The sequence below is a fragment of the Kurthia massiliensis genome (assembly GCF_000285555.1).
In the GTDB taxonomy this organism is placed as follows: Bacteria; Bacillota; Bacilli; order Bacillales_A; family Planococcaceae; genus Kurthia; species Kurthia massiliensis.
The window spans coordinates 33,923-46,477 of record NZ_HE611002.1; the positions used below are offsets into that span (position 1 = coordinate 33,923).

General features: G+C 40.0%; 14 protein-coding genes and 2 other annotated features. All 14 genes read right to left on the reverse strand.

Annotation, left to right across the window (positions count from 1 at the left end):
• Positions 1-129 precede the first annotated feature (129 nt).
• The 14 genes from rpoB to cysS all read right to left on the reverse strand — a co-directional run bounded on the left by rpoB (position 130) and on the right by cysS (position 12,177).
• Positions 130-3,681 (reverse strand): DNA-directed RNA polymerase subunit beta, encoded by a 3,552-nt coding sequence (gene rpoB, locus KMHG_RS14025; RefSeq protein WP_010290428.1) that lies wholly within the window; start codon positions 3,679-3,681, stop codon positions 130-132.
• Positions 3,682-3,930: 249 nt separating this feature from the next.
• Positions 3,931-4,530, reverse strand: coding sequence for a class I SAM-dependent methyltransferase (locus KMHG_RS14030; RefSeq protein ID WP_010290431.1), 600 nt, complete (start codon positions 4,528-4,530; stop codon positions 3,931-3,933).
• Positions 4,531-4,604: 74 nt separating this feature from the next.
• Complete coding sequence (rplL, locus tag KMHG_RS14035) at positions 4,605-4,964, reverse strand: 50S ribosomal protein L7/L12 (RefSeq protein ID WP_010290433.1); 360 nt, start codon at positions 4,962-4,964, stop codon at positions 4,605-4,607.
• A 75-nt stretch (positions 4,965-5,039) separates the two neighbouring features.
• Entirely contained in the window at positions 5,040-5,540 is a 501-nt protein-coding gene (rplJ, locus tag KMHG_RS14040; RefSeq protein WP_010290434.1) for a 50S ribosomal protein L10, read from the reverse strand.
• A gap of 34 nt (positions 5,541-5,574) precedes the next feature.
• Positions 5,575-5,719 (reverse strand) — a sequence feature (ribosomal protein L10 leader region).
• Between the two features lie 48 nt (positions 5,720-5,767).
• Positions 5,768-6,463 (reverse strand): 50S ribosomal protein L1, encoded by a 696-nt coding sequence (gene rplA, locus KMHG_RS14045; RefSeq protein WP_010290436.1) that lies wholly within the window; start codon positions 6,461-6,463, stop codon positions 5,768-5,770.
• A 131-nt stretch (positions 6,464-6,594) separates the two neighbouring features.
• Positions 6,595-7,020, reverse strand: a complete 426-nt coding sequence (rplK, locus tag KMHG_RS14050; RefSeq protein ID WP_010290437.1) for a 50S ribosomal protein L11 — start codon at positions 7,018-7,020, stop codon at positions 6,595-6,597.
• A gap of 171 nt (positions 7,021-7,191) precedes the next feature.
• On the reverse strand, positions 7,192-7,731 hold the full coding sequence (gene nusG, locus KMHG_RS14055) for a transcription termination/antitermination protein NusG (RefSeq protein ID WP_010290438.1): 540 nt from the start codon (positions 7,729-7,731) through the stop codon (positions 7,192-7,194).
• Between the two features lie 107 nt (positions 7,732-7,838).
• The gene (secE, locus tag KMHG_RS14060) at positions 7,839-8,024 is read right to left on the reverse strand and encodes a preprotein translocase subunit SecE (RefSeq protein ID WP_010290439.1); all 186 of its coding nucleotides are present in this window, start codon (positions 8,022-8,024) and stop codon (positions 7,839-7,841) included.
• Positions 8,025-8,070: 46 nt separating this feature from the next.
• Positions 8,071-8,217 carry a 50S ribosomal protein L33 gene (gene rpmG, locus KMHG_RS18875; RefSeq protein ID WP_010290442.1) on the reverse strand — a complete coding sequence of 49 codons (147 nt, stop codon included), beginning with the start codon at positions 8,215-8,217 and terminating at the stop codon, positions 8,071-8,073.
• A 77-nt stretch (positions 8,218-8,294) separates the two neighbouring features.
• On the reverse strand, positions 8,295-8,888 hold the full coding sequence (sigH, locus tag KMHG_RS14065) for an RNA polymerase sporulation sigma factor SigH (RefSeq protein ID WP_010290443.1): 594 nt from the start codon (positions 8,886-8,888) through the stop codon (positions 8,295-8,297).
• Between the two features lie 63 nt (positions 8,889-8,951).
• The gene (locus tag KMHG_RS14070; RefSeq protein ID WP_010290446.1) at positions 8,952-9,482 is read right to left on the reverse strand and encodes an NYN domain-containing protein; all 531 of its coding nucleotides are present in this window, start codon (positions 9,480-9,482) and stop codon (positions 8,952-8,954) included.
• 13 nt (positions 9,483-9,495) lie between these two features.
• Complete coding sequence (gene rlmB, locus KMHG_RS14075) at positions 9,496-10,278, reverse strand: 23S rRNA (guanosine(2251)-2'-O)-methyltransferase RlmB (protein ID WP_187116286.1); 783 nt, start codon at positions 10,276-10,278, stop codon at positions 9,496-9,498.
• A gap of 74 nt (positions 10,279-10,352) precedes the next feature.
• Positions 10,353-10,772, reverse strand: coding sequence for a Mini-ribonuclease 3 (locus KMHG_RS14080; protein WP_010290448.1), 420 nt, complete (start codon positions 10,770-10,772; stop codon positions 10,353-10,355).
• Between the two features lie 4 nt (positions 10,773-10,776).
• Positions 10,777-12,177, reverse strand: coding sequence for a cysteine--tRNA ligase (cysS, locus tag KMHG_RS14085; protein ID WP_010290449.1), 1,401 nt, complete (start codon positions 12,175-12,177; stop codon positions 10,777-10,779).
• Between the two features lie 144 nt (positions 12,178-12,321).
• Positions 12,322-12,533 (reverse strand) — a binding site (T-box leader).
• Between the last annotated feature and the right edge of the window lie 22 nt (positions 12,534-12,555).

Consider the following 12,555-nt stretch of genomic DNA (forward strand, 5'->3'; position numbering starts at 1 on the left):
AGCCTACCTCCCTCTATTAATGAAGTCTTTTTGACTTATAAATTAGCTCGACGACTGATTAAATGTTATAAAACGGGAACGAGGACAAGCCCAAAAGAGGTCCTGTCCATGTCCCGTAAAGTTTAAATCTTATTGTTCAGAAGATACTTCGTCAGTTTCTTCTTTTTTAGCAGCGATGTTTAACGCGTCAGCTGATGGAACATCATCTTCTTCGTCATCACGTAGCTCAACTTCTTCATCATTGATGTTTAACATTTTCACGTCTAAACCAAGTGATTGAAGTTCTTTGATTAATACTTTGAATGATTCCGGAACGCCTGGTTCTGGAACTGGTTCACCTTTAACGATTGCTTCGTATGTTTTTACACGACCAACAACGTCATCAGATTTAACAGTTAAGATTTCTTGAAGTGTGTGCGCTGCACCGTATGCTTCAAGAGCCCAAACTTCCATCTCACCGAAACGTTGACCACCGAATTGAGCTTTACCACCCAATGGTTGTTGTGTAACAAGTGAGTAAGGACCAGTTGAACGAGCATGAAGTTTATCATCAACCATGTGCGCAAGTTTGATCATGTACATAACCCCAACAGATACGCGGTTGTCGAATGGTTCACCTGAGCGTCCATCATATAAAATTGTTTTACCGTCACGGTTCATGCCAGCTTCTTCCATTGTGCGCCATACGTCTTCATCGGTAGCACCATCGAATACAGGAGTAGCCATGTGCACGCCTAAGTAACGAGCAGCCATACCTAAGTGTAATTCAAGTACTTGTCCGATGTTCATACGTGATGGTACGCCCAGTGGGTTAAGCATGATGTCGACTGGTGTACCGTCTGGTAAGAATGGCATATCCTCTTCTGGTAAGATACGAGAGATAACCCCTTTGTTACCGTGACGGCCGGCCATTTTATCCCCAACGCGGATTTTACGTTTTTGAACGATGTAAACACGTACCATTTGGTTTACACCTGGAGATAATTCGTCGCCATCTTCGCGGTGGAACACTTTAACATCAAGTACGATACCACCAGAACCGTGTGGTACGCGTAATGAAGTATCGCGTACTTCGCGAGCTTTTTCACCGAAGATTGCGTGTAATAAACGTTCCTCAGCAGTAAGTTCAGTTACACCTTTAGGCGTTACTTTACCTACTAAGATGTCACCATCATTTACTTCGGCACCGATGCGGATGATACCACGTTCGTCTAAGTTACGAAGCGCTTCTTCACCAACGTTTGGAATATCACGTGTGATTTCTTCAGGTCCAAGTTTTGTATCACGAGCTTCTGATTCATATTCTTCGATGTGAACAGAAGTGTATACGTCATTTTTAACTAAACGTTCGTTCATGATAACGGCATCCTCGTAGTTGTAACCATTCCAAGTCATGAATGCCACGACTACGTTACGGCCAAGTGCAAGTTCACCATTTTCCATTGACGGACCATCAGCTAAGATGTCACGTGGTTTAACACGATCGCCTTCTTTAACTAATGGACGTTGGTTAATAGATGTACCATGGTTTGAACGTGTGAATTTTTGAAGTTTATAACGAACTAAGTCGCCTTTTACTTCTTTACCATCTACTTCTTCGATTGTACGAACTGAGATATAACGTGCTTCTACGTGCTCAACAATACCAGGGTATTTTGCTACTACTGCAGCACCTGAGTCACGAGCATTCACGTGTTCCATACCAGTACCTACGAAAGGAGCTTCTGGGTTTAGAAGTGGAACAGCTTGACGTTGCATGTTGGCACCCATAAGAGCACGGTTAGAGTCATCGTTTTCTAAGAATGGGATACATGCTGTCGCAGCAGATACTACTTGTTTAGGAGATACGTCCATGTAATCTACAGTTTCGCGTTTGAATACTGAGTTATCACCACGGAAACGACCTACTACTTCTTCCTCAGCGAATGTACCTTCTTCAGTAAGAAGAGAGTTCGCTTGAGCAACAACGTAGTTATCTTCTTCGTCTGCTGTTAAGTAATCAATGTGCTCAGTAATTTTACCTGTTTCAGGGTCAACACGACGATATGGTGTTTCGATGAAACCGAATGGATTTACTTTCGCATATGATGATAGAGAGTTGATTAAACCAATGTTTGGACCCTCTGGAGTTTCGATTGGACACATACGGCCATAGTGAGAATAGTGAACGTCACGTACTTCGAAGCCGGCACGTTCACGTGTTAAACCACCAGGTCCTAATGCAGAAAGACGACGTTTGTGCGTTAATTCTGCTAATGGGTTTGTTTGGTCCATGAATTGTGATAATTGAGAGCTACCGAAGAATTCTTTAATAGCCGCAATTACTGGACGGATATTGATTAATTGTTGTGGAACAATCGCAGCAGTATCGTTGATTGACATACGTTCACGTACAACACGTTCCATACGAGATAAACCGATACGGAATTGGTTTTGTAGTAACTCACCTACTGAACGTAGACGACGGTTACCAAGGTGATCGATATCATCAGTATCGCCCACACCATGTAATAAGTTGAAGAAGTAAGAAACAGAAGCTACAACGTCAGCTGGAGTAAGGTGTTTTACTTCATCGTCGACGTATGCGTTGCTGATTACTTTAATTTCTTTTTGAGACTCATCGTTTGGTGCAAAGATTTTAACTTCTTGTACAAGAATGTCGCCTTCGATGATGCCGCCCACTTTAGAAAGTGTTGTGAAGTTCACGCCACCTTCTAAGTATGGTGTGATGCGGTCTAATACACGACGGTCGATCACTGTACCGCTTTCAGCAATAATTTCACCAGTTTCTGGATCCACTAAAGTTTCAGCTAATGTTTGGTTGAATAAACGGTTCTTGATATGAAGTTTTTTGTTCATTTTGTAACGACCTACAGCTGCTAAATCGTAGCGTTTTGGGTCGAAGAAACGAGAATATAGTAAGTTTTTAGCTGACTCTACTGTAGGTGGTTCACCTGGACGTAGACGTTCATAGATTTCTAATAACGCTTTTTCAGTGCTATCAGTGTTATCTTTTTCTAAAGTATTACGTAAATATTCATTGTCACCGATAAGTTCGATAATTTCTTGGTCAGATGCAAAGCCTAATGCACGTAATAATACCGTTGCAGGTAATTTACGTGTACGGTCGATACGAACGTAAACGACATCTTTTGCGTCTGTTTCATACTCTAACCATGCACCACGGTTTGGAATAACTGTTGCGCCAAATCCTTTTTTACCATTTTTATCTGTTTTATCGTGATAGTATACACTTGGTGATCGAACTAATTGGGAAACGATAACGCGTTCTGCGCCATTGATTACAAAAGTACCAGTTTCAGTCATCAGTGGGAAATCACCCATGAATACTTCTTGTTCTTTTACTTCTGATGTTTCCTTATTATGAAGACGTACTTTTACGCGAAGTGGTGCTGCGTAAGTTACGTCACGTTGTTTACACTCATCGACATCATATTTTGGTTCTCCAAGACTGTAGTCGACGAATTCTAGTGAAAGATTTCCTGTGAAGTCTTCGATTGGTGAAATGTCACGGAACATTTCACGTAAGCCTTCCTCTAAAAACCACTCGTTAGAAGCAGTTTGAATCTCGATAAGATTAGGAAGTTCTAGCACCTCTTTAATACGCGCGAAGCTTCTACGCTGGCGGTGTTGTCCGTACTGAACTAGTTGACCTGTCAACTCATTCACCCCTCAATAAAGCGATATTAGGTCCTGTGAAATTGCAATTTTTCACAAGACAAAAAAGAAAACGGGTTATAAAACCTCATTTTCGTTTAATCAAACTTAATTTTCACCGTTTCCGATTGACATTTCATCAAATGGGCATACGGCTTCAAATTAATATTTTTGCATTTTCTTATAATATCACAGCGTTTTTGTCAAGTCAATCTATAAATATTGACATTGCTTTTTTCGAAATGGCTGAAATTATTTAATTGCTTTAATAATCCAGTATCCTTTTTCTTTATCAACGACTGTGACTTCCTTAAACTGTTGCGACAAGTGTTCTACTGTAGATGGTGCACCTTGTTTCTTTTGAATGACGATCCACAGCTCTCCATCTTCTTTTAGAAGCTCAAAAGCTCTATCGTAAATACGGAAAATGGTTTGTTTACCGGCACGAATTGGAGGATTCGTCAGAACGACAGCGACTTGATCTGTTTCGACAGATGAAAGTGCATCACTCTCATAAATTCGTACATTTTGAACCCCGTTAAGTTCCGCGTTTTTACGCGATAAATTTAACGCACGATCGTTAACGTCCATCATATGAACGATACGTTCTGGGTAACTTTTTGCGATTGATAATCCAATCGGTCCATAACCACAACCTACATCCAAAATATTTCCTTCTACAGACGGCAGCTCGAAACGGTCGATTAGCACACGGGAGCCAAAATCTACTTCGCTTTTACTAAAAACGCCTGCATCGGTTTCGAAAGTGAAGGAAAATCCTCGAAGCCTAAAATTCCATCTACGTGGCTTACTCTCAACCTCAGGGTTTTTTGAATAATAATGATCTGACATAATTGCCCTCCATCACGTAAAATGAAGAAAAAGCTCGTCAGAATTGACGAGCTTTTTCATAAAGTTAGTAGAAATTATTTGAATTCTACAGATGCGCCAACTTCTTCAAGTTTAGCTTTGATTTCTTCAGCTTCTTCTTTAGTTGCGCCTTCTTTAAGAGCTTTAGGAGCGTTATCTACTACTTCTTTAGCTTCTTTAAGACCTAAGCCTGTGATTTCGCGAACTACTTTGATTACTTTGATTTTAGAATCGCCAGTAGAAGTTAAAACTACGTCGAAATCAGTTTTTTCTTCAGCAGCACCAGCAGCAGCACCAGCTACAGCTACAGGAGCAGCAGCAGTTACGCCGAATTCTTCTTCGATTGCTTTTACTAAGTCATTTAATTCTAAAACTGTCATCTCTTTGATTGCAGCTAAGATTTGTTCTTGGTTCATTATGAGTTCCTCCTATTTGGAATCTAATTTTTTGGATTTTTTTGCATCTATGATGCGGCGAAGATTAAGCAGCTATTAAGCGCCTTGTTCTTCTTTTTGATCTGCAACAGCTTTTGTTGCAAGCGCGAAGTTGCGCATTGGTGCTTGTAGCACTGATAAAAGCATAGATAGTAAACCTTCGCGTGATGGAAGTTCTGCTAATGCTTTTACTTCTTCTAAAGTAGCGAAGTTACCTTCGATTAAACCAGCTTTAATTTCTAAAGCTTCGTTTTCTTTAGCGAAGTTGTTGATGATACGTGCAGGAGCAACTACGTCTTCGTTAGAGAACGCGATTGCGTTAGGACCTGTAAGTACTTCGTTAAGTTCAGCGTGACCAACTTCTTCAGCAGCGCGACGAACCATAGTATTTTTGTATACTTTGAATTCCACGCCAGCTTCACGTAATTGTTTACGTAGTTCAGTTACTTGACCAACTGTAAGACCACGGTAATCAACTACTACAACTGAAGCTGCAGCTTTGAATTTGTCAGCGATTTCTTGAACAACAGCTTGTTTAGCTTCTACTGCATTGCCCATTATTGACACCTCCTATAAGAATGAGTCATTTATACCGAACAAAAGAAAAGCCCCTTATCATTGAAAGACAAGAGGCAGAAATTCATCATCTAAATAGAGAATGATTCCTTTGCCCTCGGTAGGATCATTAAGCGATACAAAGCCGCCCCTACTGTCTTTGGTACAAATGGATAATTCACAACAAAACTCATCTTATCAGATGAGTTTTGGTTTGTCAATCATATATATTATTTTACAAGTGCTAGAGTATCAAGTTTGATTGATGGACCCATAGTAGTTGTAACGTGTAATGATTTTAAGTAAATACCTTTCGCTGTAGCTGGTTTAGCTTTAACGATAACATCAACTAAAGTTTGGATGTTTTCAGCTAATTTGTCAGCGTCGAATGATACTTTACCTACTGGTGCGTGTACGATACCTGCTTTGTCAGCGCGGTATTCAACTTTACCAGCTTTGATTTCGTTAACTGCTTTAGTTACGTCGAAAGTAACTGTACCAGTTTTAGGGTTTGGCATTAAACCTTTAGGACCTAATACACGACCAAGTTGACCAACTTGACCCATCATGTCTGGTGTTGCAACGATAACGTCGAAATCGAACCAGCCGTCTTTGATTTTTTGGATGTATTCTGCGTCGCCTACGTAGTCTGCGCCAGCAGCTTCTGCTTCTTTAACTTTTTCACCTTTAGCGAATACTAAAACTTTTTGAGTTTTACCAGTACCGTTTGGTAACACTACTGCACCACGGATTTGTTGGTCGTTTTTACGAGTATCGATATTTAAGTTGAAAGCTACTTCTACAGTTGCATCAAAGTTAACTTTGCTAGTTTCTTTTGCTAATGCTGCAGCTTCAGCTACAGTGTAAGCTTTAGTTTTATCTACTAATTTAGCAGCGTCTTGTAATTTTTTACCTTGTTTAGACATTTAGAATTTCCTCCTTGATTGTGGTTATAGCGGGAATTCCCTCCCACGAATAAAGGCTGCGTTGTTTCTAATATCGCTATAAGAAACATGCGCAACCTCCAAAAAAACAATACTTTTATCAAGTAATGGGATTAGTCTTCGATGACAATACCCATGCTACGTGCAGTACCTTCTACCATTGACATTGCAGTTTCGATTGAAGCCGCGTTTAAGTCTGGCATTTTAGTTTCAGCGATTTCGCGAACTTTGTCACGTTTCACTGTAGCTACTTTTTTCTTGTTAGGTTCACCAGAACCAGATTTGATACCTGCTGCTACTTTAAGTAATACTGCAGCTGGTGGAGTTTTTGTAATGAATGTGAATGAACGATCCTCAAATACAGAAATCTCAACTGGAATGATTAAACCTGCTTGGTCTTGTGTACGAGCATTGAATTCTTTACAGAATCCCATGATGTTAACACCTGCTTGACCTAATGCAGGACCAACTGGTGGCGCTGGGTTTGCTTTACCAGCTTGAATTTGTAGTTTTACAACTTTAACAACTTTTTTAGCCACGAGACACACCTCCTTAAGTCCGTGATGTGGTAATAGGGTTGCCCCTCCCACTCATATCTGTCTGTCGGCTTATTTCCGATAACATTAAAAATTATGGGTCGACCATCATATAGTCTGACCTAAAAAATAATAACACTTTTAATTATGCAAGGCAAGCATAATTAATATCAATTAAACTTTTAATACTTGTTCAAAAGCTAATTCCATTGTTGTTTCACGGCCGAACATATCTACCGTAACTTTAATTTTTTCTTCGTTAGGCATGATTTCTTCAACTTTACCTTGGAAGTGCGCGAATGGTCCTTCTAGTACTTCTACTAAATCGCCAACTGCGAAGTCAAGGTCAACACTTTGTTCAGCACTTTGTTGTGCCATTTTGTTTAGGATGTGGTCAACTTCTTCAGGTAATAGTGGTGTTGGTTTTACCCCACCGCCTGAAGAACCGATGAATCCAGTAACACCTGGTGTGTTACGTACAACGTACCAAGCATCATCAGTCATGATTAGTTCTACTAATACATAACCAGGGAATGTTTTACGCATATATGTTTTTTTACGGCCATCTTTCACTTCGATCTCTTGTTCTTCAGGAATGATGACACGGAAAATTTTATCTTGCATACCCATCGTTTCAATACGTTTTTCAAGGTTTAGTTTTACTTTATTCTCATAACCAGAGTAAGTATGAACGACATACCAATTTTTTTCCATAAAATTCAGGACGTAATTGTCCTTTCCCTCCTTTTGTTTAAAGGCAAATGAAAAAACCCGCTAAAACGGGTCCTTTCAGAAATATTAACATTTTTTCGCTTATAAATCTATAAATCCAAATACATACGGAATAATTTTGATATTCCTAAGTCAACTAGCATAAAGAACACTGCCATAAAGAGTAATGTAGAAAGTACAACGAGTGTGTATTTGCTAAGCTCTTTACGTTTAGGCCAGCTAGTTTTACGCATTTCAGAAAAAACATTACTGAAAAATGTTTTAAGCTTTCCCATCCAACCTAACCTCCGAATAAAATAAAATCTTTATGATTAACGAAATTTATCTTGTTTGTTTGTGTAATGTATGTTCATTACAATTCGAACAATATTTCTTTAATTCCATTCTTTTTGAGCTATCCTTTGGGGCCGGTAAATTATAGTTACGGGCGCCGCATTTTTCGCAGCATAGCACAACTTTGTTTGCCATAAATAAAATCACCTTTCAGGCATTTCTCCTTATAAAGACTATCATCAATGCCATTACCTGTCAATAAATGCTACGGGTCATGTCGTTGTCAATTGTTGCTCTAATTTGCGTTTAATTCGCTGTAATGCATTATCAATTGACTTCACATGTCGCGTTAATTGTTCTGCAATTTCTTGGTAACTGCAGCCGTCGATATAGAGCGCAAGTACCTTTTGTTCAAATGGGCTTAATATCGCATTTATGCGCGATTCCATATCGAGAAATTGCTCTCGATGAACGACGAAATTTGCAGGATCTTCGCTCGAATCTGTTTCTAACAAATCCATCAGCGTACTCGCCTGCTCGTCATCACCGACTGGTTTATCGAGCGATACGTACGAATTTAGTGGCATATGCTTTTGCCGTGTTGCCGTTTTAATCGCCGTAATAATTTGGCGTGTAATGCAAAGTTCTGCAAACACTTTGAATGAGGCTTGATGACCATCATTAAAATCGCGCACCGCTTTGAATAAACCGATCATGCCTTCTTGAATAATATCTTCCTTATCCGCGCCAATTAAAAAATAAGATTTTACTTTCATGCGCACTAGTGGTTTGTACTTCGTAATTAAAAAATCAAGCGCCTCGCTATCGCCTTGCCTAGTTTCTTCGACGAGTTGTTCGTCCGTCATACTACTATACTGGTGTTGCAATTTACTTGTTATCACAAAATCACCCCAAATACTTGTTGTCAGTTACTTCAAACCTCGACGCATATTTTCTAGTTTGCTTTTCGTCTCATCGTCTACTTGGACACGGTTTGAAAACTTTGTCTCGCGTGCATATTCTTTTTTGACTGTATGCGTAATTTGACGCTTGGCCTCTCGCACAGCCGTATGCAATTCAGAAGCTGGCATACGGAGCGCGCCATTTCCGAAAATGACACTTTGCTCTGCCATATCTGATGTTGCAACGGTAATGCGTGTTAGTCGACCGTATTTATGAATCTTATCCATCGTCAATGCTTCGATACATTCATCTGCTGTTTCTTTTACACGCGTATAAATAATGTCGATGGCGTGTTGTTTTTCTTTCGTTGCGATGCCTGGGACTTGATACGCATCGAATACAACAATAATCGTGTATTGCGAATACGCTTGAAATTCGGCTAAAAGTTCAATTAAGCGATCGCGTGCGTCGATCAACTGATGATTGTCTTTTAACTGCTTCAACTCTTCCCAGTCACCGATCATGTTATAGCCATCTACGATCAAAATATCCTTCATAGGCAGCCCTCACTTATAGTTCGTGACGTTTACGATACACTTCGTACATCAGTAATGATGCTGCTACTGACGCATTTAACGATGTAACGTGTCCAACCATTGGTAAGTTGTATAGGAAGTCGCATTTTTCTGTTAAGATGCGGCTCATGCCACGACCTTCGCTACCGATAATGACAGCTAGTGGTAATGTCGCGTCCATACGACGGTAATCTTGTGAGCCTTTTGCGTCTGTACCAGCAATCCAAACACCGCGTTCTTTTAATTCATCTACTGTTTGAGATAAGTTATTGACGCGAACAGTTGGGATATATTCAATCGCACCAGTTGATGCTTTTGCAACGACAGCTGTAAGTGTTACAGAACGACGGCGTGGAATAATAATACCGTGTGCACCGACTGCATCTGCTGTACGCATAATTGAACCTAAGTTATGTGGATCTTCTAATTCGTCCAGGATAATGATGAATGGATCTTCACCACGCTCCTCAGCGATTTTGAAAATATCATCTAACTCTGCATAGTTGTAAGCTGCAACAGAAGCAACGACACCTTGGTGATGTTCTGACGATAATTTATCTAATTTTTGTTTTGGCGCAAATTGCACGACGATTTTGCGCTCTTTTGCCATATCTAATAATTCTGTAATGCTGCTTTTTTTCACGCCTTCAGCGATCCAAATTTTGTTGATATCACGTGTTGAACGAAGCGCTTCTAACACTGGATTTTTACCAGCGATCATTTCTTTCGTTTCATCTGTTTGTTCTACGCTATCAACGTCAACATTTTCTTTTTTCATTTCGCGTTCTTTTTTAAAGTCACGGCCGCTTTTTTTAAAGCCGCCTTTTTTCTTGAAATCACGTTCGTATTTCATTATTTTGACACCTCATTTTTCTCTTCCACTGTTCGGATTGTATACGCAATAATTTCTTCTACACGTTGTTGTCGGCCTAGTAAATGTAAGTAACCTAATACTGCTTCAAAGGCAGAGCTATAGTTGTACGTTTGGACATCTGTATTTTTCGGTACAGAGCCAGATTTTGCATTGCGGCCACGACGTAAAATTGCTAATTCTTCTTCAGTGAAAAAGCCTTCGTCGATCATTTTGCGAATGACCATTGCTTGTGCTTTTGCTGAAACGTAATGTGTTGCCTCACGGTGCAATACTTTCGGTTTCACACGACCTGAACGTAATAAATGTTCACGAATGGCGATTTCTAATACCGCATCTCCCATATAGGCTAAAGCTAACGCATTTACTTGTTTTACATCTACATCACGAAGTTCTCCCAACTTCTTAACCTCGTTTCCATCGCACGCCTTGGCGTGTATCTTCTAAAATAATATTCATATCTTTTAATTGATCGCGGATTTCATCAGCGCGTGCAAAGTCACGATCTTTACGTGCTTGTTGACGTGCTTCGATTAGCGCATCAATTTCTTCGTCTAACAATTCTTCTTTCACATTTAACGTTAAACCAAGTACGCTTGCTAATTCATCTAATGCATCTACTAATGCTTGTAACGTTTCAGCGTTCGTATTTGTTTCGTTTAAATATTTGTTTGCAACTGTTGATAAACCGAATAACGCAGCGATTGCATTTGCTGTATTGAAATCATCGTCCATTGCTGTTTTGAAGTTAGCGCGTTCTTGTGCGATTGCTTCAAATACCGCTTCGTCTTTTTCCGCTAAGTTCGCAGTACTTTCTAAGCGGTGCACTAAGTTTTTGCGTGATGTGCGCAGACGTTCTAAACCGTTTTGCGCAGCTTCCACTAAATCTTGTGCAAAGTTGATTGGGTGACGGTAATGTACTGACAGCATGAAGAAGCGTAGTACTTGTGGATCGATTTGTTGAATAATGTCATGAACTAAAATGAAGTTTCCTAGAGACTTAGACATTTTTTCATTATCGATATTGATATAACCATTGTGCATCCAGTAGTTTGAGAATTGTTTATCTGTATATGCTTCAGATTGTGCAATTTCATTTTCGTGGTGAGGGAATGTTAAATCTTGACCGCCCGCGTGGATATCGATTGTGTCACCGAAATGTTCATGTACCATGACAGAACATTCGATGTGCCAACCTGGACGTCCTTTGCCCCAAGGACTTTCCCAGAAAATTTCGCCTGGTTTTGCAGCTTTCCAAAGTGCGAAGTCTAATGCGTCTTCTTTTTTATCGCCCGCTTCAATACGTGCACCGATTTTTAAATCGTCTACTGATTGGTGAGATAATTTACCGTAGCCGTTGAATTTACGCGTGCGGTAGTAAACATCTCCTTGTGATTCATAAGCGAATCCTTTATCTACTAGTACCCCGATAAAATTAATAATCGCATCCATATGTTCTGTTACACGTGGGTGTGAATCTGCTTTTTGGCAGCCTAATGCAGTAATGTCCTCGAAATAAGCGTTAATAAAGCGCTCTGTTAATTCTGGTACTTCTTCACCTAGTTCATTTGCTGCTTTAATAATTTTATCATCGACGTCTGTAAAGTTTGAAACGTAGTCGACTTCGAATCCACTATATTGTAAGTAACGACGCACTGTATCGTAAACGATAACAGGACGTGCATTCCCAATGTGGATGTAGTTGTATACAGTTGGACCACATACGTACATGCGTACTTTACCTTCTTCGATTGGTACGAAGTTTTCCTTTTCACGAGTCAATGAGTTAAAAATTTGAATAGCCATGAAGAGCTCTCTCCTTTTATAAATAATAATCTGCTCTCAATATATAATAAATCCAGTGGTGAAGATGATCGTAATGTTTCTTATGTTCCCTTACTGGTCAATATTACACCTTGACGAAAAAAAGCGTCCCTATCTAGCGACCTAGACAGAGACGCTCGTATGCGCGGTTCCACTCTGATTGGGATAAATCCCCTCTTAAAGTCTATTAACGGTGACGAACCGATCACGCCTACTATCGTTTCAGCGCGACACTCCGAGGTGCATTTCAGCGCGGCCCAACTCAAGTCACTTTCAGCCTCGGTAACTCTCTCTCTTAGAGTGGATTCGCACGTACTTCTCCTCTTCAACGTTTTAATACATTCGTATAACTGGATAGAC

Bases quoted from the DNA above. Each gene is read 5' to 3' on its own strand.
- KMHG_RS14030 (WP_010290431.1), bottom strand. From the start codon at position 4,530: ATGTCAGATCATTATTATTCAAAAAACCCTGAGGTTGAGAGTAAGCCA.
- rplL (WP_010290433.1), bottom strand. From the start codon at position 4,964: ATGAACCAAGAACAAATCTTAGCTGCAATCAAAGAGATGACAGTTTTA.
- rplJ (WP_010290434.1), bottom strand. From the start codon at position 5,540: ATGGGCAATGCAGTAGAAGCTAAACAAGCTGTTGTTCAAGAAATCGCT.
- rplA (WP_010290436.1), bottom strand. From the start codon at position 6,463: ATGTCTAAACAAGGTAAAAAATTACAAGACGCTGCTAAATTAGTAGAT.
- nusG (WP_010290438.1), bottom strand. From the start codon at position 7,731: ATGGAAAAAAATTGGTATGTCGTTCATACTTACTCTGGTTATGAGAAT.
- secE (WP_010290439.1), bottom strand. From the start codon at position 8,024: ATGGGAAAGCTTAAAACATTTTTCAGTAATGTTTTTTCTGAAATGCGT.
- rpmG (WP_010290442.1), bottom strand. From the start codon at position 8,217: ATGGCAAACAAAGTTGTGCTATGCTGCGAAAAATGCGGCGCCCGTAAC.
- sigH (WP_010290443.1), bottom strand. From the start codon at position 8,888: ATGACGGACGAACAACTCGTCGAAGAAACTAGGCAAGGCGATAGCGAG.
- KMHG_RS14070 (WP_010290446.1), bottom strand. From the start codon at position 9,482: ATGAAGGATATTTTGATCGTAGATGGCTATAACATGATCGGTGACTGG.
- rlmB (WP_187116286.1), bottom strand. From the start codon at position 10,278: ATGAAAAAAGAAAATGTTGACGTTGATAGCGTAGAACAAACAGATGAA.
- cysS (WP_010290449.1), bottom strand. From the start codon at position 12,177: ATGGCTATTCAAATTTTTAACTCATTGACTCGTGAAAAGGAAAACTTC.